Origin of the sequence: Planococcus sp. CPCC 101016 (genome assembly GCF_007859295.1) — a bacterium.
Taxonomy (GTDB): domain Bacteria; phylum Bacillota; class Bacilli; order Bacillales_A; family Planococcaceae; genus Planococcus.
In genome coordinates, this window is sequence record NZ_VOHB01000003.1 from 74,489 (window position 1) to 100,532 (window position 26,044).

A 26,044-nucleotide genomic window follows, 5' to 3' on the forward strand; every position below is an offset into this window, starting at 1 on the left:
TTCAATTTATAAGTTCATCAGATAGAAGGAGTTGATCGTCATGAATATTGGAGAAAATAAAACCTGGAATCATCATGTAGTAAAAGAAGGAAACAAATCGCTGGTCCTGAAAAAAATCATAAACCACTCCCCTATCTCAAGAGCTGCAGTTGCACAGGAAGTCGGTTTAAATAAAGGTACAGTATCATCACTCGTAAATGACTTGCTTGAAGATCATTTGATCTATGAATCTGGACCAGGTAAATCCAGCGGAGGCAGACGGCCAGTGATGCTGCTATTCAATGAAAAAGCAGGCTATTCTGTGGGTATCGATATCGGAGTCAATTACTTGCTGGGTGTACTCACGGATTTAAGCGGGAATATCTGTAACGAGAAGGAAGTTACATTTAAAAACTTATCCTATGAAGAAATCGAAAGCCAACTTTTTGACACCATCGATTATCTGATGGCTTCCGCTCCCAAGAGCCCGCACGGCATTGTGGGCATTGGAGTAGGTGTTCCCGGCATCGTTGATAATAGTGGAGAAATACTGCTTGCCCCAAATCTAAAATGGAAAAACCTGAATTTAAAATTGATTCTAGAAAGCAAGTACAAATTACCCGTTATCATTGAAAACGAGGCAAACGCGGGCGCATATGGCGAAAAGAAATTTGGAGCCGGACAAGACTCCGAACACATCATCTATGTCAGTGCAGGAATCGGAATAGGCGTCGGATTAATATTGAACGGTTCTTTGTATAAAGGCTCAAATGGTTTTTCAGGTGAACTTGGCCATATGACCATTCAAGTGAATGGTCCCACTTGCCGCTGCGGCAACAAAGGATGTTGGGAATTATATGCTTCTGAACAGGCTTTGCTGACAGCTGCAGAAAAAATGCAACTTGCTTCTTCTAACGGAAAAGAACTGGACTTGAATGATCTTTTGGCGCTCGCCGAACAAGGCGATAAAAAAGTGGTTTCACTGTTTGAACAAGCAGGTGATTATCTGGGTGTCGGCATCAACAACATCATCAATAGCTTCAACCCTCAACAAGTGATTATTGGCAACAGGATGGCTTCTTCTTCTAAATGGCTCAATAAAACCTTGAGCGATCGTGTATCAAATCAAGCCCTATGGTTTCAGCAAAACAATTTGACTATTTGTTTCTCAGAATTGGGCACATTTTCAAGTGCTTTAGGCGTCTCTGCCTTCTCTATTGAAAATTTTCTTAGTGTCAGCATCCAGCAAAAAACAAGTTTGAATGCTTAATAAGCAATATCTAGCTGAACTCCTTTTAAAGGGGATCGGCTTTTTTTCTGTTTATTTGGATATTTTTTAGAAACTTAGTTTACTCGATAGACTAAGTAAGGTATGATCGAATGTAAGTTTAACACTTTATATTTGTAAGCACTTACATATTTAGAATGGAGGAAAAAGTAGAATGAGCATAATCCAAAACCCGATTTTACCTGGTTTCAATCCTGATCCATCTATTTGCCGCGTAGGAGAAGATTATTACATCGCAGTCTCTACATTTGAATGGTTTCCAGGAGTAGGCATTTACCATTCCAAAGATTTAAAGAATTGGCGCTTGATTTCCCGTCCGTTAAACCGATTGAGCCAATTAAATATGTCCGGTAATCCGAATTCCGGCGGCGTTTGGGCTCCTGCTCTTTCCTATAGTGATGGACAGTTTTGGTTAATCTTCACAGATGTGAAAGTGACCGAAGGCCAATGGAAAGACTGCCATAATTATTTAGTTACTTGTGAAACCATTGATGGTGAATGGTCTGAACCATCCTATTTGAACAGTTCAGGATTTGACCCTTCCCTGTTTCATGATGAATCCGGCAAGAAATATTTCGTCAATATGTATTGGGATCATCGTGCTGGACATCATAATTTTTACGGCATCGTGTTACAGGAATTTGATCCCGCAACACGCAAACTCATTGGCGACTCAAAAATCATCTTTAAAGGCACCGACATTAAATTGACGGAAGCGCCTCATCTCTACAAAATCGGTGAATACTATTACCTGCTTACAGCCGAAGGCGGCACAAAATACGATCACCAGGCAACAATCGCTCGTTCCCGGAAAATTGACGGACCTTATGAGGTTCATCCTGAAAATCCCTTGATCACTTCATGGCCGTATCCAAGAATTCCGCTTCAGAAAGCAGGACATGCTTCTATTGTACAGACCCATACTGATGAATGGTTCCTGGTGCATTTAACAGGCCGCCCTTTGCCGCAGGAAGATCAGGCTTTATTGGACCCTCGCGGCTACTGTCCGCTTGGCAGAGAAACGGCAATCCAACGATTGGAGTGGAAAGACGAATGGCCTTATGTCGTCGGCGGCAATCAGCCGTCTTCTCAAATTGAAGGACCGGCTATTGAAGAAGTTGTATGGCAATCGGACTTTCCTGAAAAAGATGATTTTGATTCTGCAAAATTGAATAGCCATTTCCAGACGCTTCGCATTCCGCTTGGAAAAGAAATTGTTTCTTTGACGGACAACCCAGGACACCTTCGCTTGTATGGACGAGAGTCGTTGACTTCCAAGTTCACGCAGGCATTTGTGGCAAGACGCTGGCAGCATTTCAATTTTACTGCTGAAACGAAAGTCGCTTTTCAGCCAACTACTTTTCAGCAGGCCGCGGGACTTATAAATTACTATAATACGGAGAATTGGACAGCGCTGCAGGTTTCTTGGAATGAAGAAAAAGAGCGTATCCTTGAACTTTCTATATGCGATAATTCCTCATTTTCGCAACCGCTTCAGGGAGAAGAAATCAGTATTCCCGAACACGTGGAATATGTTCATATGCGTGTGGAGGTTAAGACGAAAACGTATACGTATTCTTATTCATTTGACGGCAAAAACTGGATTACGCTGCCGGTCAAATTCGACTCCCACAAGCTTTCAGACGACTATATTCAAGGCGGCGGGTTTTTCACCGGTGCATTTGTCGGTTTACAATGCCAGGATACTTCCGGACAGCAGCAGCCTGCTGATTTTGATTATTTTATTTATAAGGAAACAAAAGAATAATACTACGAAAAAACAGCCTTGGACTTGTTATCCAAGGCTGTTTTTTTGCATTTCGTTATGGATTTTCTGCAGATACTTTTTTTCGATGTGCACTGCGTCCAGCTATCAGTTTAACGAATGGCACAATGAATACGGATAAAAATAAAATGCGGAACAGCTGGAAAGCCGTCACTACTGTGACATCTGCATGAACCGATGCGGCAATGATGCCCATTTGGTCAAGCCCACCCGGCACCACACTGAGAAAGCTGGTGGCAAAGCTTAGTCCATAATGATCTTGGAGTATAAAACTGAGTCCATAGGCAAACGCAATCAGCACAGCGCTTGAAAAGAAAGAATAGAATATCATGCGTTTCGTCAATTTCAAGTCCTCTTTTTTCAGCAGCAAACCGATGTAAATGCCAATAAATAATTGGGCGATATGGAGGAACGAACCCGGCATGATCGGCACTGTCGCCCCAACCAGATTAAAAGCCATAATCAGAAAGACTGGTCCCAGCAGAAAAGCTGTCGGCACTTTCAGTTTCTGGGCCATCATGCCAGAGCCATAGCACAATATGAATAAACCAAATAGATAAAAAGTATAATCGCCTTGCCCCAAATCTTCAACATGCGGAGAACCACCGTTCGCTACAATAAATGGAACGATGGCAACAATCAGCAGGACGCGAAGAACATGATAAAAAGTCACCGCAGTCAAATCGATGGTTTTTTGTTCCTCAGCAAACGTTATGATTTGAGACAAGCCGCCCGGCACGCAGCAAGTCATTGCAGTTGCCTGGTCAACCTTTGTCCGGGAAGCCATCAGCGAACTGATCAACAGGAAGAGAATAAAAAATGCGATGTTGATTAATACCATGGCTATGAAATACTGTTTCATTCCCTGCAGCGCCTCAAGCGTAAAGGCATAACCGATGACATACCCTGCCACAACGAGTCCGCCATTGCGGAAACGAGAATGCCATTTAAGCGAAAGCGGCGTAAACAATTGCACAAGCAGCACGGCAAACAACGGACCAAGCAGCCAGGGCATCGGCGCTCCCGCTGCGATAAAAAGTCCTGCACCGCCCAAGCCTATTACAAAAGCTTTCACCATCGGATGAATCTTCATATGGTCATCTTCTTTCTAGAACATTAACAGTTGGTTTTTTCATTATATCTTTTTCGTGCGACGAAATAAAACCTTATATTTCACAAAAGAAAAAATTCAAATCCATTCTTTACACTTTTTGCTGATCGACTAAAAACTTCTCCATAAATTCGACAATCAGGGTATTCATGTGAATATGATTTTCTATTTTTTCGGTTTGATGCCCTTCATCTTCAAAAATGACCAATTCCACATGCTTGCCTTGATTCTTCAAATCGGCAGTCAGTTGTTCAGCTTCGCTTACAGGTACGCGAGTGTCATTTCGTCCATGGAAAACCAGTAAAGGTGCTTGGATATGTGCCGTGTGGTTTAAAGGTGCAATCTCCTCAAAAAAATCCGCATCGTCTTGTAAGGAACCGTATTCAAATTCGCGCATAGCCCGCCGCCAAGAACCAGTATTTTCTAAAAACGATTTAAAATGCGAAATGCCGACGATGTCTACACCCGCCGCCCAGACGTCCGGATAATGCGTCAAAGCTGCTAACACCATGAATCCTCCGTAGCTTCGTCCCATAATTCCAATCCTGTCACGATCTGCGCCATGGCTGTTCACCAGGTCTTCAGCCAGCTCTTTCAAGTCAGCAACTGAGTGCATCCGCTTCCGTACATCGTCCAGTTGCACATATTCCCTCCCATAGCCCATACTGCCGCGGACATTCGGGGCAGCGACTGCAAACCCATTAGCAGCTAAAAACTGGATAACCGGATTGAACTCAGCCCGAATCTGAGATTCAGGTCCACCATGCACATAAATGACAACCGGTTGGGAATAGTCTTGTTTTCCATATAAAAAGTAAGGAATCTTCAGACCGTCAAATGAAGAAAAGCTGCATAGTTCCGGTTCCATCCATAAATGCCCCACGGTCTTGTCTTCCCCGATAGTTGTCAGGCGTTTGCTTTTGCCGGTTTTTGCCGAAACTTGCCAGATATCCCCTGGATAAATAGGGCTTTCCAACCCGCAAACCAATTCTTCTTCTGTTATCCAAGCAAGTGACTCGTAGACGCCTGACGGGATCTCGTCAATCATCTTTTGTGTTTGTTCAGACAAGTCAAAAATGCCTAGTCTGGAAATGCCTCCTTCGTTTACAGTAAAGGCCAGCTGCGAATTATTGGGCGACAACTCAATTTCTTCGATATCCCAATTTTCCACTGAATAAAGTTCATTCAATTCTTGAAGGGAATCAAAAGAAAATTGCCGGATCGACAACGTATCTCTTCCGACATCTGACACTAAAAATCCACCGTGTCCATCTTTCGACAATTGAATGGAATGATGCCTGCCCAACACATTTTCCAAACCGATTTTCTTTTTTTCTTTTGTTTCGATATTCAATACATAATAAGATTGATCAATATTCGTATCCGGAATGCTTAAAATTATGCTTTGTCCATCCCGGGTCCAACTAACAGGATTGCAATTGGCTTCCGTTTCATAGATAGCCTGTTCAGTTTTTTGGGAAAGATTCATGACAAAGACATCAAAATATCCTGGATGACGCCGGTTGCTGGAAAATGCGATTTTTGTTTCATCCGGAGACCAGCCCCCAAAGTAATGGAAATGATCCGGAGATACGACCAATGCTTCTACGTTTGATCCGTCGCTGTCCATCATGTAAAATTGCTGCTTTTCATTGCCTTTATGATCCATGCCCACAATCGTTTTTTTGCCTGAAGGCGAATGACTGACCAGTAATATCCGGTCTTCCAAATCAGTCAGCTGTTCGATGCCAGCTGACTCTTTGCTCCATTTCCAAACTTGCGGGATTCCGGTTTTTTTAGATATAAACGTAAAAGTTTGTTGATGTGGAATCGCTTCCGGCTGTGACGCCCCAGTTGCGTTTAAATAAGCAAGTAAATTAGTAGATGAAACTTCAGACATTCCAATTCCCCTTCCGTTCTGTTTTTTAAATTTTCAAAACGTATTCAGAAATATCAAACTTTTAAAAGAATTTTATGTTAGTTTATAATAGCAAATTTTATAAATCAAATTTTGTCAGCCTTTCCTGCTTTTTTATGTACGATATGAATTGGTTGTCTCTTTGAGCTTATGGCTTTTTTCAGGTAAACTGAGTCAAAGCTTAAATCATTGTTGTTATTTAAGCATGTTTATTCAGCTTCCTTCATCAGGTTCGGGTAAACCAAATCATTCCAAAGGAGGACAGATAACTGTGAATAAGGAAACTTTAAAGATGCGCATAGACGCCGCCAATAAAAAAACAAAAGCAGATTTGGTTATTCGACACGCAAGCATCGTCAATGTCTTCACAAAAAGCCTGACTACAGGTGATGTCGCTATCAGCGACGGCGTTATTGTTGGCATCGGTGATTATGAAGGCATCCAGGAAATTGATGCGACCGGTAAATTCATTGCACCGGGCTTAATTGATGCACACGTGCACATCGAATCGTCCATGGTGACACCACAGCAGTTTTCACAGGTTGTCCTGCCGCATGGCGTCACAACAGTCATCACAGATCCACACGAAATCGCCAACGTCAGCGGTACTGCCGGCCTGGAATTCATGCTGAAGGATTCGGAATCGACACTGCTCGACATCAAGCTCATGCTGCCATCATGCGTACCTTCGACCGCTTTCGAAAATGCAGGAGCAAAACTTTCTGCGGAAGACTTGGCGCCTTTCCTGTACCGTGAGCAGGTTTTGGGCTTGGCCGAAGTGATGGATTTCCCTGCAGTTTTGCACGGCGATGAAGCCATGCTTGATAAACTCTTGCTCACCTCTCAAATTGATGGACACGCAGCAGGCCTCAGCGAAAATGACATCAATGTTTATGGAACCGCTGGCATCTTAACAGATCATGAATGTGTCACAAAAGAAGAAATGATCATGCGCCTGGAACGTGGCATGTACGTTATGCTCCGTGAAGGATCCGTCGCAAAAAACCTCCATGCCTTACTCGAAGGAGTGACCGAACAAAACGCACAACGCTGCTTGTTCTGTACGGACGATAAACACCTAGACGATTTAATCGAAGAAGGCAGCGTCGATTACAATGTCCGAATAGCCATTAAGCAAGGCGTTCACCCAATCACCGCTATTTCCATGGCTAGCATCAACGCGGCGCAATGCTTCGGTCTTCACAAAAAAGGTGCCATTGCTCCAGGCTATGATGCTGATTTGCTGCTGCTTGACAGTCTCGAGGACTTCGCAATTACAGCAGTCTATAAAGGTGGACGATTAGCCGCACAAAATGGACTGTACATAGGTCCCGCACCAAAAAAAATGGACACGGCACCGGTTCAAGATACTGTTCGTATTGCTGAACTGTCCGAAGACTGTTTTCAAATTCCGATGGGCACGAGCACCAAAGCACACATTATCGGCATCAATCCTAACAATCTGATCACTGAACATTTGATTGCAGAAACGCCTGTAACCAACGGTTTTTTTGTTTCAACTACAAAACAGGATTTATTGAAAATTGCTGTGATCGAACGCCATAAAGCCACTGGCAATATCGGCCTCGGCATCGTTAAGGGACTTGGCCTTAAATATGGTGCCATAGCCACCACCGTCGCTCACGATTCGCATAATATCATCGCTGTTGGAACAAATGATGAAGACATGAAAGCGGCAGTTGAAGCCCTGCACGAATTGAAAGGTGGATTAGTGGTTGTCCAAGGCGGCCAGGTATTGGCAAGCCTCTCTCTTGCTATTGCAGGATTGATGTCGGAACAACCGTTTCCTATCGTCTATAAACAACTCAAAGCGCTTGATGAGAGTCTGCTGCAAATTGGCGCACCCACTCACTTTAATGCCTTTTTAACCTTGTCATTCTTATCACTGCCGGTCATTCCGCAGTTAAAATTGACCGATTGCGGTTTGTTCGATGTTGGAAGCTTCCAGCATATTCAGGTAGCTGTCGCGACAGAATAGCTGAATAACGATAAAAGACCGCAACGCCTTCAGAAGGCGTTGCGGTCTTTTGTTCAATCATCCGTTACCAATGGACAAGATGGGTCACTTGCCCATTCACTTAAAGATCCATCATAGACGGCAACATTTTTCTGGCCCAGTTTGTTGAGAATCAACGCAGTCCACGTTGCGGCAATTCCTCCGCCACAGTAAGTAATGACTTTTTTATCAGGATCCAATGCGCCAATTTTTTCAAATGGTTCACGCAGCACCTCATCTTCATGCATTTCCATCGTCGTCTGGTCGGCATGAACACCAAAAAAGATATTGGCACTCGTAGGGATATGGCCTTTTCTCGGGTAAGCATCGGTTTTCCCTTGGAATTCATCTTCCGACAGGCTGTTGATCAAGATGACTTTGTCGTCATTCATTGCCTGACACACATCTTCCTTCGTGGCAATGAGCTCTATCCGCCGCTGCCCGGAAAATGCTGCAGAAGAATAGTTTCCTGGCACTGCCGTTAAAGGACGTCCTTCCTTTTTCCACTTTGGCAACCCGCCCTCCAGAATTGCTATATTTTCATAGCCTTCGTAATGCAGTTGCCATGCTAATCGAGAAGCCCAATAAGGAGCGGCAATCGGATCTCCCACTAATGCCCCTTGATCATAGATGACTGTATAATGATCGTCACCTACACCTAACTCAGCCATCTTCTTAATGAAATGTTCCCGCGGCGGTGCCATGAAAGGAAACGGTGCATTCGGATCTGACAGTTCATTAAGCAGATCTGCATAAACCGCTCCGGGAATATGTTCGTTCTCATATGAAGCTCTACCTGATTGAACAGATGGCGGGCCTCCAGTTTTGGGAATAGTCATGAATGTTGTAGCGTCCACAATCCGCAGTTTCGAGTCATTTAAATGCTTCTCCAACCAGTCTGAACCTACGATTAAAGGCATCTTTTCCATTACGAACTCTCCTCACTTTTAAGCCGACAAATCCAATATGATTAACAAATATGCGTTATACTAGTACAATAAAGTTTGGATATCATCGCGTCAACTGACAGACTTCAGAATACGTGATCCGAGAAATTCAGCAGCAGAAAGAAAAAGCAGACTATGAAATCCATACCTTAGAAAGGTTGTTTCCTACATGAAACCATATAACAATATCATCGAATTGATTGGCGATACGCCGGTCGTAAAACTGAATCGCATTGTTCCAGAAGGCGCAGCTGATGTCTACGTCAAACTGGAAATGTTTAATCCAACCAAAAGCGTTAAAGACCGCGCTGCTTTTAATATGATTCAAATGGCGGAAAAAGATGGCTTAATCGAAAAAGGAGCAACTATCATCGAACCTACGAGCGGCAATACAGGCATTGGCCTTGCTATGGTCGCTGCTGCAAAAGGCTATCGTTCTATTTTGGTATTGCCAGACAATGCCACAAAAGAACGCATCAACCTTTTGAAAGCATTCGGTTCAGAAGTGGTACTGACTCCAAGCGACGACAAAATGCCTGGCGCAATCAGCAAAGCATTAGAGCTGCAAAAAGAAATTCCGAACAGCTTTATTCCGCAGCAATTCGAAAATAAAGCAAATCCGGATATCCACAGAACCACCACCGCCATGGAAATTCTGGAACAGATGGACGGTAAACTGGATGCATTCGTGGCATCTGCAGGAACAGGCGGCACCATCACAGGCACAGGCGAAACTTTAAAAGAACATCTTCCAGAGCTTTATGTTGTCGTTGTGGAGCCGAAAGGATCTCCTGTACTCTCTGGCGGAAAACCAGGCAAGCATAAATTGGTGGGTACAAGCCCAGGTTTTATTCCAGATATTTTAAATACTGAAGTATACGATGAAATCATGGCGATCAACGATGAAGACGCGATTGATGTCTTCAAGAAAGTGGCACGTGAAGAAGGGATTTTCGTCGGCCCCTCTGCAGGTGCCACCATCTATGCAGCGATTGAACTTGCCAAGCGCCTAGGTGCTGGCAAAAAAGTGCTGTGCATCGCACCTGATACTGGCGAACGTTATTTGAGTATGAACTTGTTTAACGAATAATATATAGAGACTTCTCTTACGAAACAGGCAGCCCCTATTGGGGGCTGCCTGTCAGACTGTAGACAAAGTCAAATTAAAATGAATAGGATGTATAATCCAACCGGGCTGGCCACTTCGCTTTCCGTGGGCTCAGCTTCAGCCTCCTCGTCACTGCATTCCTGCGGGGTCTTCAGCTTTCGCTGATTCCACAGGAGTCTTCGTGGCCAGCCCGGTCGGGATCGTATGGTTTCAATCAAAGGCAGAAGGCTGCTAGTCAGCTCAGGGTAAATAAAGCCTGAGTAAGACTGTTAAAAAACCCTTCACTCGAGGATCCGAAGCGCAAGGCGGCGACTCCTGCGGGAAAGCGAAGTGCCGAAATCCACTCGGACGTAAGGCCGAGTTAGTTCGGCGCGAGCCCGCGGAACGCGTCCGCCTGGAGCGCAGGATCCGGTGCAAGTAAAATGAAATAAAGTTTCATTCGTTTAGTGACATATATATTCTTTTGTCTACAAGCTCACAGGCAGCCCCTATTGGGGGCTGCCTGTTTTTTTAGTGTTATACCTTTTGGAATTCCTCAATATTCAAGACCCGATATCAATCTTTAATTTACAAATTTAAAGCAGCATTCTATTAAATAAGACAAAAAATCAGTTTTTTCTGCATGCTCATCTTGACAATCCCTATCATTCTACTATACTTTAATAATATTATCCGATAGGAAAGGTAGGTTTTATTACCGGTGGCCAGCTATGTTTATTGAAGCTAAGCAAATCAACAAAGTGTATTTCGACAAAAATAATAAACCGAATACCGTTTTAAAAGATATTGACCTATCGATCCAACAAGGAGAATTCGTTTCGATTCTTGGTCCCTCCGGCTGTGGAAAATCAACGTTATTATCCATGATCGCAGGGCTTGTCAGCTCAACCTCGGGTGACATTATCGTGGACGGAAAAAAGGTCATAAAGCCTGGAAAAGACCGGGGTATGGTGTTTCAACAGGCCGCTTTGTTTCCTTGGATGAATGTCACCGAAAATGTTATGTTCCCCTTACGCAAGGAAATGTCTAAAAAAGAAGGCATGGAACGTGCCCAGCATTTCTTAAAAATGGTACAGCTCAGCAATTATCCTTCCCATTATCCTCATGAATTATCTGGAGGCATGCAACAGCGCGTATCCATTGCCCGATCGTTGGCGATGGATCCAGCAGTCCTTTTGATGGATGAACCTTTTGGCGCTTTGGATGAACAAACAAGAAGCCGTCTTCACGGTCAACTTGAAGAGATATGGATAGATACAAAGAAAACAATCGTCTTTGTCACCCACAGCATTTCCGAATCAATTAAACTGTCGGACCGTATCATCGTCATGGGTACTCGGCCGGGAACCATCCTGACAGACATCACAGTCGACATTCCCCGCCCCCGTGAACAGCACCGGCAGGAAATCGCTGCATTGGAAGAACAGATTATGGGTCTTTTGAAAAAAGAAATCGATAAAGTCATAGATGAGGAGCAAGCATATGAAGCCGGCAGTTAAACGCATTATTTTCTTTGCCGCGCTCATTGTTTTCTGGGAACTCGGTTCCCGCTTTGAACTGTGGCATGAAACGATACTCCCTTCCCCTGTCAGCGTCTACGATTCGCTGGTGGCGGGATTCGCCGATATGACACTGGTCTACGACCTCGCCGCCAGCTTCCGCAGGCTGCTGATCGGTCTAGTTGCCGCTGTCATTATCGGCACCGGTGTCGGCATCCTGCTGGCGCGCTCGAAAACGGCAGATGAAACACTCGGAACTTTGGTGCTCGCGCTGCAAAGTGTACCGAGCATCGTCTGGCTGCCTTTGGCTATGATGTGGTTCGGTCTTGGTGAAGGATCTATTATTTTCGTCGTTATTCTCGGCGGTACATTTGTCATGATCCTGAATGTCCGCACCGGCATCAAGAACGTTGATCCCCTGTTCATCAAAGCCGCACGGACTATGGGTTCGAATGGTCTGGACTTGTTCATCAAAGTGATCATGCCTGCATCTGTTCCCTATTTTGTTACAGGTGCACGTCTGGCATGGGCATTTGCCTGGCGGGCGTTAATGGCTGGAGAACTTCTGAGTTCCGGTCCCGGACTCGGCTATACTCTGCGCTACGCATCCGATTTCGGAAATATGTCATTGGTCATCGGCGTAATGATCATCATCGGTGTCGTCGGTGCGATTGTTGACCTGATGATTTTCCAAAGAATTGAGAAAAATGTTCTCAAGCGTTGGGGATTAGAAACATAAATTAACCACTACAAAAAACTTATACAACGGAGGAATTTATCTTATGAAACGTATCTTTTCACTTATTGCACCTGTCGCTTTGGTCGGTGTCTTGGCAGCCTGCGGTTCGCCCGACGCAAGCGAAGATTCATCTTCTGTCACGATCGGCTACTTCCCGAACTTGGATCATGTACCAGCCATGGTCGCAAAAGACCAGGAATTGTATGAAAAAAACCTGGAAGACGGCACTAAGGTTGAGTATGTAACTTTCGCGGATGGCGCGGACTTTATGACTGCCTTGAAAACCGGTGATATCGATGCTGGTTTAGTAGGACCTGGACCTGCAATGAATAACTACACAAATGGTGCAGATGTTACGATGGTGGCGGGCGGCGCTTCCGGCGGAACGGTCGTGATGGCACGAAACGGCAGCGGCGTTGAATCCGTTGCAGATTTTGCCGGCAAGACTTTTATTACACCGCGTGTCGGGTGCACACATGATGTTCAATTTGAAACATTCATGAAAGAACATGGCATCACATCAAACCGGATTGGCGGCGAAATGCTTCACCAAACTGGAAATCCTGCTCAATATGAAGCTTTATTCGCTACAGGAAAAGTGGATGTAGCAGTAGCTCCAGAACCTTGGGCTTCTGTATTGAAACAAAACACAGGTGCAAAAGTTGTCATTGAGCCTGATGAAATTTCATTCGGGACGACTTTGCCCGCTTCCGTTCTAGTCACTTCAAACAAACTGATTGAAGAAAACCCCGAAATGGTTCAAGGCATTGTCGACGCACATAAAGAGGCAACAGAATTTATTGCACAAAACCCAGACCAGGCGAAAGAGATCACTATCAACACAATCGATGACATCACTGGGCAGAAGCTCGAAGCTTCCATCATAGATGGTGCATGGGAAAACATGATTTTTGATACCGCTCTTGCTCCTGAAGAAATCCAGGCATTCGGCGACTCCTCTTTCGACTTGAAGTTTCTGAAAGAGCAGCCTGATTTCGCTTTGTTGACTGATACACAATTTTTGGACTAAACCGTTTACCCCGACAGCAGAAATTCTTTCTGCTGTCTTTTTATGTTCTCTTTTACAGCAGTAACGACAAAATAGCGAAGACATTCTCTTTCCGAGTTCTTCATTAAGGTTTTTCAGCCAGAATTTGCTACACTGATGAATGGAATTGATTCATGCTAAAAGGAGATGTTCGTATGCAAAACTTAACAGGAAAAAACGCATTGATTACAGGAGCTGGGAGAGGAATCGGCCGAGCGACTGCCATTGCTTTTGCAGCAGAAGGCATAAATGTAGGTCTTGTCGGTCGTACAGCTGATAACCTCGAAAAAGTGGCAGCAGAGCTGGAACAGTACGGAGTGAAGACTGTATTCGCTGTAGCTGATGTCGCCGATCCGGAAGCGGTCAATGCCGCAGTCGATCATATTAAAGCGGAATTGGGATCGATTGATATTTTGATCAATAATGCGGGCATTGGCAAATTTGGCAAGTTCCTCGAACTTTCACCGGAAGAATTTAAAGGAATCATCGACACCAATCTGATGGGTGTATACTATGTCACTCGCGCTGTATTGCCGCAAATGATCGAACGCCAATCAGGTGACATCATTAATATCTCATCAACAGCCGGACAAAAAGGGGCTCCTGTAACAAGTGCTTACAGCGCTTCAAAATTTGGCGTCATGGGATTGACGGAATCGTTGATGCTGGAAGTCAGAAAGCACAATATTCGCGTCAGTGCCTTAACACCAAGCACAGTTGCCACTGATTTGGCGATCAATGAAAACTTGACTGATGGCAACCCTGATAAAGTCATGCAGCCGGAAGATTTGGCTGAAATGATGGTGGCCCAATTAAAACTTCATCCGCGTGTTCTATTGAAATCAGCCGGCCTTTGGTCGACCAACCCGTAACAAACGGCACAATAAAAAATGCCCAGTTCAATAATTGAACTGGGCATTTTTCTGTATAGTGAGCTTTTAATAATGGCTGTGGCAAGGAACTTTATGGGAGGCCCGCCTCCCCCATTTGTTTTATACATTTTTCTTTGCAGACCAAAAAACAACTGGAATCAATGTCAGCGCAAGAACCCCCCCTACTAAAGACATCACGGCATAACTAGTCTGCGCCATAATCATTCCTGAAAATCCACCGCCTGTTGCACCTGCCAGTGCGACCAGCACATCGACCATACCTTGTGTTTTAGCACGTGTAGATGGATGAGTTGAGTCGACGATGAGTGTGGTTCCGCTGATCAATCCAAAATTCCAGCCAAGCCCCAGCAGAGCAAGTGCGACAATCAATACAAACAAGGAATCATTCGGTGCCAGTGCAGCGACAATTCCAGCCGCCATGAACGTCACGCCGGAAGCAGTCGCCATGACAATACGTCCCAATTTATCGACGAGAATACCGGTAACAATAGACGGCAAATACATTGCCGCTATGTGGATGCTGATGACAAGCCCAACATCTCCAAGATTGTGGCCATAATGCCCCATATGGATTGGTGTCATCGTCATGATGGCGAACATGATCAATTGAGTCAGTACCATGACCGCAGCGCCCAGGACAATACCTTTTTTATTGATGGCAGCGTCCAGCGTTTCCATGTCTTTCATTCCCGCTTGTCCTTGCTGATGCTCGCTTATCGCTTTTGATACCAGCAATGGATCAGGGCGCAAAAAAATCTGCAATACGAAGCCCGCAAGAATATAAGCCGCCGCGGCCAAAACAAAGGGTCCTGCTAGTGCTGGAATGCCGATGGATTCTGCAAATCTGCCCATTACTCCGATCATATTCGGCCCTGCAAACGCCCCAAACGTCGTTGAAACGAGTGCAATGCTGATAGCCGTTCCCCGTTGCTTCACATTAGCCAAATCTGTTCCCGCGTAACGTGCCTGCAAATTCGTGGCAGTTCCTGCTCCGTAAATCAATAAGGAGGCAAACAACAAGATCAAATTATCCGATAAAGCAGCTGCAACGACACCGATCGCACCGATACCACCTGCCAGGAACCCTGAAGCCAAACCGGTTCGACGACTGAATCGCTGAGACAATCGGCCAATAATGAGTGCCGCAGCTGCTGATCCAAGCGTAAACAATGCCACCGGCAAACCTGCAAATTGATCAGTACCCAGCATATCTTGTGCTAGAAGGGCACCGACAGTCACGCCAGCCGCCAATCCTGCCCCACCAAAAATCTGCGAAAGCACGACAATCCACAGCGTGCGCCGGTACAATGCTTTGACCTTTTCAGGTGAGTCGATATATCCCTGCAGCATCGCTTGCTGTTTTTGATTTTGGTTCATATTTTTCGCCGCCTTTGTATACAACTTTGCCCAATCGATTCAAAAGTTCAGATTCTTTGTTAGTATAACGATTTTCATTTTGCTGGTCATTAGATTTTGATAATGTAGATTATCATATTAAGTCGAACGGTTGGAAAATCAAAATAGCTCAAGTGAGTACACTGTAGTTAACGCGAATCAACTAAAGGAGTGTCCCCGAATGAGCTGTACCCATATCGTACCACGTAAACATGTGGTAATCGAAAGTTATTCAATGGATGATAAATCGGAGTCTACATCGCTAGGAACTTGAAACGAAGCAAGCAGCCATGAGCTAGCACGCTGTCAGCCGTACAAGGCATTTTAAGCGCTGCTCGACTACGAAGCCAAACGAGAAAACTGCGGCTGCTGGATGTCAGTCGATCAGGAAGACATCGACTACATCCTGTCCAAACTGAAGTTCGGCTGGTCGCCCGAAAGCATCTTGAGGCGGCACCATAAACTGCACGGAAAATGGTTTCCGAGCAGCCATCTATCGGCACGCTGCACTCGGTCTGTTCAAGCTGTCTCAAAAGCTCCTGATCCGCAAAGGACAAAAGTTGAAGACTGCATGCTCTTTTGGAGGCCAAATTATTTGAACACCCCAACATTTAGTATAGAACCTAAAATATTAGTCTCTATACTAAAAAGACTGTCATGAACACTGGGTTCATGACAGTCTTATTTTTATATTTTTAAAAAAGCCCTAAATCGAAAGGTTTTTGGCTAAAATAGTATTGGAATCAGTGGTGTTTCGGATTTTTTATCGAATTTTCCATACAAATTTTGGCCCTTTTTCATTTCTAAGTTGATTTTCGTCTCCTTGGTCATTTAAAAGATGTTCTTCTTCTGAACCCCGGTCAAGTGGAGACGAACCCAGATTCGGATTGAGACCTGGCGAAAGTTCATCTTGCCTGAGATTGACGCCGTATTCATTGTTCAAATTTCTCCTTTTCTTTCGTTTCAAGGTTCGGTTCATAGTCCAACTGCTTTTCTTTGAGTGAACTTTCATCCTTATGACTGTCTCCAATGGGAGGGACTCCTGTCTCTTCCAGACGGGAACCCTGTGTTTTATCAATGTATTGAGAATACCCATACTGGTCTTACCTCCGCACATCACTGGTGTATTTTCTATCGAAATAGTTATTTGTTGAAATGGAATCAGACGGGACATCCTCGTCTCTTATTTTTTACTAATTGAATTTTTCTTCATCGCGCTCAATGTAACTTTCAAAAGGCGTGAAAGCCGTGCTGCGCTTCCCGTCGTTTCTTTTTGGCTGTATTCAATCATCGTTTCGATGGTCTGTATAGAGCACAATTCCGTCATTTTCGAGAATATTATGAAATTCATCGATTTCTGTTTGGCTTAAATCCAATTTAGTTAATTCTTCCCGTACCGCGTCTTTCCCAGTGAACGTTGATTTGAATCTGTCTGTAATGGTTTCTGTTTCGTGCGTGTGGACTCCTTCTTGCGTTTCAACAGAGTTAAGAATATCCGCATTATCCGCCAAAACATGAATATCATGTTTTTTATATCCCAACGATTTCATTTCTTCCACTTTTCCTTCAAGTTCCTTTTCCGTATAAACCACTTCAAATTTATGGTTTGTTGATTTCATACTAATCAGCCTCCTGTATATTGTTATACTTTTGTTTACCCGTATATCAAAAAAGAAAAAACATGAATCACTTTTTAAAACTAGTTCTAAAATCCGGATTAAAAGAAGCTATTTGCAAGCACATGACCTTTGGTTTGGCTCAATATTCAGTATGTCTTATGCTTTTAGGTAGTCAAGCAGCCTAAAGAGATGTTTTATAGGTGTCTCAAATCGCTATGTCAGTCTAAAGATAGTCGGGGTTTTTCAATTTATCTGTAGCAACTTCCGATAAGCTGTGATATGTAAACTTTAATATTTTTTGAAAGCATTCTATTAAGTGAACACACAAAAAAAGCACCGCCTAGACGGTGCCTTAATCTATTGGTTGGTTAAATCGACTCGGATTGGATCCATTTTAATCAACTTACTTCCCGATTTCCCTTTTGAGATTTCTGGCTGGATAATTAAGTATTTTGCAGTATCACTAATCTCGCTTGTAAAGAGCTTTCGCATAGTTTTCTCGATAGTTTCTTTGTTATTTACGTGCTGTAATACATCTGCATGGCTTTGGCCTAAAAGGGTTCCTTTATCGTCAAAAATAGTTAATCTTATTTCATCAGTCTCTCGGCCTAATGGCAAGGTCATATCATAGCTTACTAGCGTTGTAGCTTCTCCTTTTGACAATGAGTTTATTGTCAATGCGTATCCATCATGTTCTGATGTATTAACACCCTTGACTAAAATTGCTTCAGAGGAAATCTGCTGAAGAGGTACAGCGAATTCCCACTCGCCTTGAACTCCAGCTATCGAGGTGAAGGTTACTGGCAATTCATCCATCTTAGTTAACGCGGCATCAGGATTGAAAAATTCTATGGCAACAATAAAACCATTTTCCGCTTCTGTTAACCCTGTGCTGCTAGAAGCCCACTGTTCTTGCTCGACGCCATCAAATATCTCCATCGTATATCCAGCCTCAGGACCTGCGTTTTGAATTGTTTGAACTGATACAGCATCTCCATCAACCATAAATGCAGTTCCGATGACATTTCCATCGTAGTAGGCGCTAGATAATGTTACCTGAATTCCCTGATCAACTACTACTTGATTCACTTCTGAGATTAACTTGCTTTCTTCCAACTCTTGAGCAATCTGCATATTGTGCTGTTCATAGAAGGAACCGATGAATGGCACTGCCGCTAATACATTGGAAACAGGAGTGAAAATTATTCCAGAAGCTAATAAAGCGGAAGCCGCTGTTGCAGAAACAACTCCAAGAGTCTTGAAGGAATATTTTCTCTTTCTCCAGTTTTCTTTTCTGCCTTTTTCTATCCCTTTGCTTATCGATGCTAAAAGATCTTCTTTTGGAATATCAATTTTTTTTATTTCTTCAATATGCTTTTTGTCCATTTGATTCTCCCCCTTCAATGATTGCTTTCAGTTCAATCTTCGCTCTTCGCAAATACGTTTTAATAGTACTTTCTGGCTTTTCCATTGTTTCAGCTATGGTATGAATAGATAGATCCTGATAGTAAAATAAGATGATTGCAGTTCTATAATTTTCATTCAATAAAGATATTGCTTCCAGAGTATCGAGCTTATCCGTAATATCCTTTTGTCGCTCATCTGCAATATCGTTCGCCAAGTCTTCATAATGATTGCGCTTGTGCTTTTTTAATAAATCAAAAGCGGTGTGGATCAAAATACGCGTTAACCACGTAGAGAAGAATTCAGGATTTTTTAATTGCCCGATAGATATAAAAGCCTTGTAAACAGTTTCTTGTACAACGTCTAAGGCATCTTCTTTGTTTTTCACATATAGAAAAGCCATTCGATACAATTTCTCACTTTCTTCTTTTACAAGTCTTTCAAAAGCCTTTTCGTTTCCTTTGATTGCCTTCTTTACAGTATCTATATTTTTCAAGTTGCTAGCTCCTTTCATTTGTTAGAGCTTGTAATAAAGTAGAAAGTTTCAAAAATACTATTTATATTTTAATTTTTATCACACTCTATTTTTCAGATTAATTTTCGTGCCTTTCAGAATTTTTATTACTTACCAAATTACTTTTTCAAAAGAAACCTATATAAAGGGATTTAAAGTTCCATAAGGAAGTTGAAATACTTCATACCAGTGAAGAGTGTAAAGTTCCAACTTTTTATCTCAAGTGTACAATATAAAATAGAAATTTTTGTAATCCCTTATAATAAATAAGACAACCAGTTTGTATCGAAACTGATTGTCTTGTTAACATGAAATTTTGCTTATTTGCATATAAAATAAAATTAGTCACCCAAGGGTTACTTTTTTATATAGAGCAAATTTAATTTAAAACCGTTCGTAAAAGTGCACCTTTGCGTATTCTCTAGTAGAACTGGAAAACGGCAAAAAGAGCGTTCGCAAGTTTACGCACACTTTTACAAACGCTTTTCAAGTACAACTAAAGAAAATAATCATTTTTGGGGGGAAGCATGAATCGTGAATTTAGCCGTATTTTGATTAACAGTAAATATCCAAACGAACACCATCAGCTGAAAGCTATGAGAGATATCTGCATCAACGAACGAAATATTTATCTGGACAAGCCAAACAAAAAGAATACTGAGCGTACCCACTAACAATTACTCAAACGGATTATTCGAAAAAAGGTATTCTATCTATTCGCTTGATCGACCTGGACCAAAACGCTTAAAATTTCTCGGCATTTCCGGATAAAGCACAAGATAGGTTACTTGAAGTTACTAAATCGACAAAAAAAAAGAACCTGCTGCCAGGCCCTTTTCACTAGTTACATGCAGTTTAATTAGTTCTTTAAAAAAGCGGCTGTTCCTCAGTATCTAGATGACGCAGCCATTTTCTCATCTTATGGCGTAGACGCTTTTCTCTCGGCACCACTTCTTTGGCACGCTGCAATAAAAAATCCATTGCCGCTTCCACCTGCGGATCTTGCTGCCAACAATACTCGGATAAAAAGTACAGAAGAAATTTGATGGCTTCAACATGTTCTTCCTGACTGTACGGATTTAGTGAATTTAAATTAATGATCATCCGTGCAGCTTCCCCGTCCTCCTCAAGCTCTTCTATATCAGGCTTATAGGTAAAATAAAATCTTTCCAATTCTCTGTAGAGCATTTTCATCTCCTCAAGTTTTATAGATGACATTTTCTCTTCATGTAAATTTTCCATTTGTTATTCCTCCTTTATACCCCTTTTTTTAAAATTTCAGTTAATTCTTATTATTCTTTAATCCTTCCGTAATATCCTTCTTTTCTCCTAATAAAAAATGTTCTTGGAAATTTGAACACCGATGCCGATGTCTTTATAAACCCCGATTTTTAATACAGACAGAAGTTTCATCTATACTAGAAGAATAGATAAGATTGGAGTGGCGACAACCATGGCTGAAATGCAGAAACGAAATATTCGAGGTTCTGGCGGTTGGCTCCCCGCATTGATGATTTTTCTTCTGATGGTCAGCGGCTGGATGTTGAAACCCGAATCACAGGAGGCAAAAAATTTAAAAAACGACCTGCAGACGGTCGTCATCGCTCAGACCGGCGAAAAGAGCAATCTGAACAAAAAGCGTATCGACGACATATTGGTGTCTCGTACATTTGAGAATTGGGATGTAGAGCTCGTGTTGAATGCCGATAAAGGATTTACCATAATGTCAACCAAGCAGATGATGTGGCAGCAGGCTATAGCTATTCTGACCCCATTATCTGATAGTCCTCAACTGAACAACATTTCCATTTCATGGATTTATCCCGTCGCTGATGGACAAAACAGCGTAAAGGATGAACAGGTCATGTCCTTCCGGCTAGACAAAGAGACCCGTGATCAATTAATCTGGGCCAATGTCGAGCCTGTCATCCTTCCCGATATCACTTTGGACTATAAGGAACATCCTGTCTTGAATGAATAGAGGGACTGCCTCATAAGTCCTTAAATAAAACTGGCGGAGAAAAATGATTATTTTTTCTCCGCCAGTTTTATTTAAAAGTGAGTTTTCTTGAAGTCCGTTGCAATGGAAATCAGTCAACTCTTTTTAAGAACGACAAAAGGACTGACACCAAAAGTCATTTTTCATGATCTTTTAGTGACAGCCCTTTTATATTACTGGAGGTGGCTGCTATTCAAGTAACTTTCCATCACTTTTCTGGTTTTCATTTTCACACAGCTAAAGGCATTTGACATGGATTCTTCCGGTGAAATGCCGTCATCCGTAATAGCGTGGACTTCGGTAAAGTAAGGCAAAAGCTGTTCTCTGTCCGATTCTTCGACCATTCCAGAAATCAGGATAACCTTTTTTGAGTGGCGATTGGCCAATTCCGCAATGCCAAACGGGGTTTTTCCGGATAAGGTCTGGCTGTCGCTTTTTCCTTCTCCGGTCAGCACCAAGTCAGCATTCAGCAATTGCTCTTCAAAGTTTATTGCTTCCAGCACCACATCGATGCCTCGCTTCGTCTCCCCTAAAAAGAATGCCTGGAATGCTCCTCCTGCTCCGCCGGCAGCCCCTGCACCTTTTTTATTGTGCAGAGCCGTTCCGGTTAAACGCTCCACCAAATCAGCAAAATTCGTTAAAATGGCATCAAACGTTTGGACCATTTCGGGCGTCGCACCTTTTTGCGGTCCGAAAACGGCCGAAGCACCTTCAGGGCCGACCAATGGATTTTCGACATCGCCCGCAATCAGAAATCGGCTCTCCATAATACGTTTATCAAAACCGGATGGATCGATTTTTGATAAGCCATTCAACGCCACAGTACCTGGCCCAAGTTCCACACCGTCGGCATCCAGAAACTTCATGCCGAGCGCCTGCATCATGCCAATCCCGGCGTCATTTGTCGCACTGCCTCCAAGACCGACTATAAACTCTCGGCATCCGGCATCCAGTGCATGGGCAATCAGTTCGCCGGTTCCATAAGTAGAAGCACGGAGAGGATTTCGTTCTGCTTCATCCAAAAGAGTCAGTCCTGATGCTTCTGCCAATTCCACAACGCACGTCTGTTCATCTCCAAGCACGCCATAGCGAGCGGTGATTTTCCGCCCAAGCGGATCTTCGACCACCGCTTCAATCGTTTTCCCGCCGGTTGCTGCCACCAGTGCAGACATCGTTCCTTCTCCTCCATCAGCGGCCGGCAGTAAAACTGTCATGCTGCCGTGATTGGCCTCTTGAACACCTTCTGCCATGGCTAAAGCTGTTTCCAGCGCTGTCATGCTTCCTTTGAATGAATCGGGTGCTATCAGGATTTTCACCAATTCTCCCCCTTTTTATTCACAAGCTGTAAACCCTTCCAGCAAAGCTGCCATCTCCGTGCTTTCAATGGTTCGGAAATCCAGGCATACTCGATCACCTTGGATACGTGCCACAATCGCCGGTTCGGTTTGTCTGAGCTGCGCCGATAATTGTTCGGCACTCATGGTCTGATGGGTTATTGCAGCCAGATAAGTAGGTATTTCAACACCAGGCATGGTTCCTCCGCCTATTTGGGAAGTGCTTTCCTGAAGCAAGCTGCGATACTTGCTGGTCTTTTTGTGCAAACTGTCAACGAACAATTGCGCCTGAATTTTTATTTCTTCTGCAGGACGGATAATATCCCGAATGGTGGGCAATTCCATCATGTTCTCAGAACCGGCCAAATAGCTTTTCAAGGTTTCTTCCAGCGCAGCCAATGTCATTTTATCGACTCTCAATACGCGCGCCAATTGATGTTTTTTCAAACGATCGATCAATTCTTTTTTACCGGCGATCAATCCAGCTTGCGGACCGCCCAGCAGTTTATCGCCGCTGAAGGAAATGAGGTCCACTCCGCTTTCGATCACTTCGCGGACAAGTGGTTCGTCACCGATGCCATGCTTTTTAAAATCATAAAGTGCACCGCTCCCCAAATCTTCATAAAAGATGACCCCGGGATGCGTATCCGCTAATTCGGCCAGTTTGGAAGTCTCTACCGTCTCCGTAAAGCCGATCATTTTAAAATTGCTGGTATGCACTTTCATGATCATGGCGGTTTCTTCAGTTACTGCCTGCTCGTAATCATAAAGATGAGTTTTGTTGGTCGTGCCTACTTCGACGAGATGAGCACCACTTTCTTCCATAATGGATGACACTCGGAAAGAGCCGCCAATCTCCACCAACTGCCCCCGGGAGACAATGACTTCCCGCTGTTTGGCTAAAGCGCTTAAAATAAGAAATACTGCTGCGGCATTATTGTTTACAACCATTGCCGCTTCTGCGCCTGTTGCTTCCAGCAGCAGATCTTCGATGATGTCATGGCGAGATCCACGTTTTCCTTCTATTAAACGATATTCCAGGTTCGAATAATTCTCTGCCGTCTTTGTCACCCGTGCAATTGCTGCCCGGCTTAAACGGGAGCGTCCTAAATTGGTGTGCAATACGGTTCCGGTTGCATTGATCACCTGCGCCAAACGATCTCCTTGCCAGTGGTTGATATGCATTGCAGTACGTTCGAAAATCATTCCGGCAAAATCCGGAACCTCCTTATCAATGACGGCTTTCCCTGCTAGGAGTTCCTGTCGAAGTATGCTGACTTCCTGTTGCAGAAACTCGGTAAGCCGGTTACCGTCCAAGCTGAAAGACTGTTTTAATAGATCAAAGCGCTGGTCTTTCTGCAATTCATGGACTGCCGGCAGCTGCCGCAAATACGCTTTCATCTCTTGTCCTCCATCCAGTGACGCTGATCTTCTGACCGTCTCGTGTAGTTTAGCTGGTCCAACAGTTCCAAAAACGGAATCATGTTTTTCCTCGATAAATTAAGGATATCTTTCGCTTGCTTCAAATCGAAAAAAGCACCCGTGTTTTTTTGCAGCTGGTCAAGAGCCTGTTCAAATGCAGTGTGATGAATCAAGGTATCTTCCCTTAATTGATAAACTTGTGAAGTCTCAAGCAAATACGCCGTAAGTTCAGCAATTTCTGGCTTCGGCAATGGTGTACCAACGAAATAATCTTCCCACTTCTTCGCTTGAAAACCATCCTTCTCTAGAGCCTCGACAATCTGCTCCATTCGGGTACGCCATTTCTTTGGCAGATCCGGTTCAAAAGGGGCCAAAGCCACAAATTGTCCGAATCGTTTTATTTCATTTTGTTCATCCAGTAAATTCAGGCTGAACTCAAGCAAAGACTTTGGATAACCGGTGCTGGCAGTTTGAATCAGCTCCGCTTTGCCCATACCCACCCGCATAGGAAAATCTTCATGAAACAGCCGGAGCCTTTCTAGCACGTCATCTTTTATTTTAATGAAGGTTTTGGTTAAGCTATAGCCTTGACGCGGGACCTCCAACCAGACGTGCGCAGCCAGCCCCTCTGACAAAGTTTCATTTAAAGTGTGTTCATCCAGTGAAGTTTGCTGCATCAGCTGCTGATGGTCGAGAAGAATGTATTTGTTTAAGGCATCGATTACCAGATCCTGCGGCGTTCCTTGCTGGTGCTGGCGAAGCATGTCGATGGTACCTTTTCCAAAACGGTACTTTCCACCGTTTGGCTGAATGACCCAGCCCCCGCCAATCGTCTCTACCGGGCTTGGCCGCCGTAAAATGAAACGGTCTCCTCGGCGTACCACTATTTTTTCATCGAGGCGAATTTGGCAAAGTACCTCATCTGATGTCTTTTCCAGCTCCTTGCGATCGAAAAAAACAATCTTCCCCATCACTTCAGATGTGCCAATGTGAATCTTCACGCCTGTCCGCTGCTTGATCGCAGAAAATTTCCGGTCAATGACCTGCAAAGCCACATCGATCGTATCCGTCACCAAAAAATGACCCGAATCGACCAGCACATCTCCCCGTTTCACGGCTGTGCGATCGATTCCTCCAAGGTTGATGGCGGTTCGCTGTCCTGCTCGAGCCAGTTCACGCTCCTCGTGATGAACTTGTATTTGCCTCGCTCTCACAGGAATCCCTTCTGGCAAAACCATCAATTGTGCCGCTTTCCGCACAATGCCTTCATAAACCGTGCCTCTGACAACCGTACCTTGCCCTTGGACTGAAAATACCTGATCAATCGGCAAACGGAATGAGCCATAAGCATCCCGAAAACTCATCGTTTTCAGTTCCGACAAAATCAGCTGTTTCAACTCATTAATCCCATTACCGGAGAGGCTGTCCAGCGTAATATAAGGGGCATTGTGAAAAACAGTCCCGGACAACCTGTCTTTAATATCATCTGTCACCAATTCGAGCATCACTTCATCGACTCGATCCATTTTTGAAATGGCAACGATGCAGCGTTTAACACCCAGAAATTGCAGGATTTCCAAATGCTCTTCTGTCTGCGGCATGATGCCTTCATCTGCTGCCACCACCAGAATCACCAGATCAATCCCGGCAACTCCGGCAATCATCTGCCGAATAAACCGCTCATGCCCGGGTACATCAACAATTGAAACGAATAGATTCTCTTCAAGCTTTAAAGACGCATACCCCAATTCAATGGAGATGCCGCGTTCTTTTTCTTCCTTTAATCGGTCAGTATCGACATCAGTCAACGCTTTTGTCAGACTGGTCTTGCCATGATCGATATGCCCTGCCATACCGATAGTAAAATACCGTTCTTCCATTTTCTTCACACGCCTTCTCTTATTGGCTTCTCCCTTTACTTTAAGCTTCAGCTGAGGCTGTTTCAAGCCTAAGCACTGTGCTAAAGGTTTTTATGTAGGCGCCTTTCTTGCACAGAACTTTTTTTCAGTATAAACTTGTACAGG

The 26,044-nt window shown here is 43.8% G+C and carries 21 protein-coding genes; 9 read left to right on the forward strand and 12 right to left on the reverse strand.

Features of this window, described 5'->3' with window-relative positions; translation table 11 throughout:
* Positions 1-40: 40 nt before the first annotated feature.
* The gene (locus tag FQV26_RS12475) at positions 41-1,249 is read left to right on the forward strand and encodes an ROK family protein (protein WP_146557877.1); all 1,209 of its coding nucleotides are present in this window, start codon (positions 41-43) and stop codon (positions 1,247-1,249) included.
* A 172-nt stretch (positions 1,250-1,421) separates the two neighbouring features.
* Entirely contained in the window at positions 1,422-3,035 is a 1,614-nt protein-coding gene (locus tag FQV26_RS12480; RefSeq protein WP_146557878.1) for a glycoside hydrolase family 43 protein, read from the forward strand.
* 55 nt (positions 3,036-3,090) lie between these two features.
* Here FQV26_RS12480 and FQV26_RS12485 read toward each other — a convergent pair whose 3' ends face one another.
* Entirely contained in the window at positions 3,091-4,146 is a 1,056-nt protein-coding gene (locus FQV26_RS12485) for an AbrB family transcriptional regulator (protein ID WP_261384332.1), read from the reverse strand.
* Between the two features lie 109 nt (positions 4,147-4,255).
* A complete protein-coding gene (locus FQV26_RS12490) occupies positions 4,256-6,064 on the reverse strand; it encodes a S9 family peptidase (protein WP_146557879.1) in 1,809 nt (602 codons plus the stop codon).
* 289 nt (positions 6,065-6,353) lie between these two features.
* On the opposite strand from FQV26_RS12490, the gene ade reads away from it, so the two are divergent.
* Positions 6,354-8,081, forward strand: coding sequence for an adenine deaminase (gene ade / locus FQV26_RS12495; protein ID WP_146557880.1), 1,728 nt, complete (start codon positions 6,354-6,356; stop codon positions 8,079-8,081).
* Between the two features lie 53 nt (positions 8,082-8,134).
* Here the strand turns inward: ade and FQV26_RS12500 are convergent, their stop codons facing one another.
* Positions 8,135-9,028 carry a sulfurtransferase gene (locus FQV26_RS12500; protein ID WP_146557881.1) on the reverse strand — a complete coding sequence of 298 codons (894 nt, stop codon included), beginning with the start codon at positions 9,026-9,028 and terminating at the stop codon, positions 8,135-8,137.
* A 187-nt stretch (positions 9,029-9,215) separates the two neighbouring features.
* Between FQV26_RS12500 and cysK the strand changes: the two genes are divergently transcribed.
* The 5 genes from cysK (at position 9,216) to FQV26_RS12525 (ending at position 14,312) form a co-directional block, all read left to right on the forward strand.
* Positions 9,216-10,136, forward strand: coding sequence for a cysteine synthase A (gene cysK, locus FQV26_RS12505; RefSeq protein ID WP_146557882.1), 921 nt, complete (start codon positions 9,216-9,218; stop codon positions 10,134-10,136).
* A 728-nt stretch (positions 10,137-10,864) separates the two neighbouring features.
* Positions 10,865-11,653: an ABC transporter ATP-binding protein gene (locus FQV26_RS12510; RefSeq protein ID WP_146557883.1), complete on the forward strand. Its 789-nt coding sequence runs from the start codon at positions 10,865-10,867 to the stop codon at positions 11,651-11,653.
* Entirely contained in the window at positions 11,637-12,392 is a 756-nt protein-coding gene (locus FQV26_RS12515) for an ABC transporter permease (protein WP_146557884.1), read from the forward strand. Before FQV26_RS12510 ends, FQV26_RS12515 begins: the two co-directional genes overlap by 17 nt.
* Positions 12,393-12,435: 43 nt before the next feature.
* Positions 12,436-13,422 carry an ABC transporter substrate-binding protein gene (locus FQV26_RS12520; protein WP_146557885.1) on the forward strand — a complete coding sequence of 329 codons (987 nt, stop codon included), beginning with the start codon at positions 12,436-12,438 and terminating at the stop codon, positions 13,420-13,422.
* A 173-nt stretch (positions 13,423-13,595) separates the two neighbouring features.
* Positions 13,596-14,312, forward strand: coding sequence for a 3-ketoacyl-ACP reductase (locus FQV26_RS12525; RefSeq protein WP_146557886.1), 717 nt, complete (start codon positions 13,596-13,598; stop codon positions 14,310-14,312).
* Between the two features lie 120 nt (positions 14,313-14,432).
* Here FQV26_RS12525 and FQV26_RS12530 read toward each other — a convergent pair whose 3' ends face one another.
* The 6 genes from FQV26_RS12530 to FQV26_RS12555 all read right to left on the reverse strand — a co-directional run bounded on the left by FQV26_RS12530 (position 14,433) and on the right by FQV26_RS12555 (position 20,507).
* Positions 14,433-15,710 carry an MFS transporter gene (locus FQV26_RS12530; protein WP_146557887.1) on the reverse strand — a complete coding sequence of 426 codons (1,278 nt, stop codon included), beginning with the start codon at positions 15,708-15,710 and terminating at the stop codon, positions 14,433-14,435.
* Between the two features lie 781 nt (positions 15,711-16,491).
* The gene (locus tag FQV26_RS12535) at positions 16,492-16,707 is read right to left on the reverse strand and encodes a hypothetical protein (protein WP_146557888.1); all 216 of its coding nucleotides are present in this window, start codon (positions 16,705-16,707) and stop codon (positions 16,492-16,494) included.
* Between the two features lie 304 nt (positions 16,708-17,011).
* Entirely contained in the window at positions 17,012-17,347 is a 336-nt protein-coding gene (locus tag FQV26_RS12540) for a general stress protein (protein ID WP_146557889.1), read from the reverse strand.
* A 357-nt stretch (positions 17,348-17,704) separates the two neighbouring features.
* Positions 17,705-18,733 (reverse strand): DUF4179 domain-containing protein, encoded by a 1,029-nt coding sequence (locus FQV26_RS12545; RefSeq protein ID WP_146557890.1) that lies wholly within the window; start codon positions 18,731-18,733, stop codon positions 17,705-17,707.
* Entirely contained in the window at positions 18,714-19,247 is a 534-nt protein-coding gene (locus FQV26_RS12550) for a sigma-70 family RNA polymerase sigma factor (protein ID WP_261384334.1), read from the reverse strand. Before FQV26_RS12550 ends, FQV26_RS12545 begins: the two co-directional genes overlap by 20 nt.
* Positions 19,248-20,132: 885 nt before the next feature.
* Positions 20,133-20,507, reverse strand: a complete 375-nt coding sequence (locus FQV26_RS12555) for a hypothetical protein (protein WP_146557892.1) — start codon at positions 20,505-20,507, stop codon at positions 20,133-20,135.
* Positions 20,508-20,706: 199 nt separating this feature from the next.
* Here FQV26_RS12555 and FQV26_RS12560 point away from each other — a divergent pair, with 199 nt between their 5' ends.
* Positions 20,707-21,246 carry a hypothetical protein gene (locus FQV26_RS12560; protein WP_146557893.1) on the forward strand — a complete coding sequence of 180 codons (540 nt, stop codon included), beginning with the start codon at positions 20,707-20,709 and terminating at the stop codon, positions 21,244-21,246.
* A gap of 191 nt (positions 21,247-21,437) precedes the next feature.
* Here FQV26_RS12560 and FQV26_RS12565 read toward each other — a convergent pair whose 3' ends face one another.
* From FQV26_RS12565 to selB, 3 genes are read right to left on the reverse strand one after another with little or no spacing between them, the layout of a single operon-like run.
* The gene (locus FQV26_RS12565) at positions 21,438-22,580 is read right to left on the reverse strand and encodes a glycerate kinase (protein ID WP_146557894.1); all 1,143 of its coding nucleotides are present in this window, start codon (positions 22,578-22,580) and stop codon (positions 21,438-21,440) included.
* A 15-nt stretch (positions 22,581-22,595) separates the two neighbouring features.
* Complete coding sequence (selA, locus tag FQV26_RS12570; RefSeq protein WP_146557895.1) at positions 22,596-23,999, reverse strand: L-seryl-tRNA(Sec) selenium transferase; 1,404 nt, start codon at positions 23,997-23,999, stop codon at positions 22,596-22,598.
* Positions 23,996-25,900, reverse strand: a complete 1,905-nt coding sequence (selB, locus tag FQV26_RS12575; RefSeq protein ID WP_146558208.1) for a selenocysteine-specific translation elongation factor — start codon at positions 25,898-25,900, stop codon at positions 23,996-23,998. The genes selA and selB overlap by 4 nt, the downstream gene beginning before the upstream one ends.
* Positions 25,901-26,044: the final 144 nt, after the last annotated feature.

Coding starts and splice junctions, on each gene's coding strand:
- selA (WP_146557895.1), bottom strand. CDS start 23,999: ATGAAAGCGTATTTGCGGCAGCTGCCGGCAGTCCATGAATTGCAGAAA.
- FQV26_RS12480 (WP_146557878.1), top strand. CDS start 1,422: ATGAGCATAATCCAAAACCCGATTTTACCTGGTTTCAATCCTGATCCA.
- FQV26_RS12475 (WP_146557877.1), top strand. CDS start 41: ATGAATATTGGAGAAAATAAAACCTGGAATCATCATGTAGTAAAAGAA.
- FQV26_RS12490 (WP_146557879.1), bottom strand. CDS start 6,064: ATGTCTGAAGTTTCATCTACTAATTTACTTGCTTATTTAAACGCAACT.
- FQV26_RS12555 (WP_146557892.1), bottom strand. CDS start 20,507: ATGGAAAATTTACATGAAGAGAAAATGTCATCTATAAAACTTGAGGAG.
- selB (WP_146558208.1), bottom strand. CDS start 25,900: ATGGAAGAACGGTATTTTACTATCGGTATGGCAGGGCATATCGATCAT.
- FQV26_RS12535 (WP_146557888.1), bottom strand. CDS start 16,707: ATGAACCGAACCTTGAAACGAAAGAAAAGGAGAAATTTGAACAATGAA.
- FQV26_RS12500 (WP_146557881.1), bottom strand. CDS start 9,028: ATGGAAAAGATGCCTTTAATCGTAGGTTCAGACTGGTTGGAGAAGCAT.
- FQV26_RS12515 (WP_146557884.1), top strand. CDS start 11,637: ATGAAGCCGGCAGTTAAACGCATTATTTTCTTTGCCGCGCTCATTGTT.
- FQV26_RS12530 (WP_146557887.1), bottom strand. CDS start 15,710: ATGAACCAAAATCAAAAACAGCAAGCGATGCTGCAGGGATATATCGAC.
- FQV26_RS12520 (WP_146557885.1), top strand. CDS start 12,436: ATGAAACGTATCTTTTCACTTATTGCACCTGTCGCTTTGGTCGGTGTC.
- FQV26_RS12510 (WP_146557883.1), top strand. CDS start 10,865: ATGTTTATTGAAGCTAAGCAAATCAACAAAGTGTATTTCGACAAAAAT.
- FQV26_RS12525 (WP_146557886.1), top strand. CDS start 13,596: ATGCAAAACTTAACAGGAAAAAACGCATTGATTACAGGAGCTGGGAGA.
- FQV26_RS12540 (WP_146557889.1), bottom strand. CDS start 17,347: ATGAAATCAACAAACCATAAATTTGAAGTGGTTTATACGGAAAAGGAA.
- cysK (WP_146557882.1), top strand. CDS start 9,216: ATGAAACCATATAACAATATCATCGAATTGATTGGCGATACGCCGGTC.
- FQV26_RS12485 (WP_261384332.1), bottom strand. CDS start 4,146: ATGAAGATTCATCCGATGGTGAAAGCTTTTGTAATAGGCTTGGGCGGT.
- FQV26_RS12545 (WP_146557890.1), bottom strand. CDS start 18,733: ATGGACAAAAAGCATATTGAAGAAATAAAAAAAATTGATATTCCAAAA.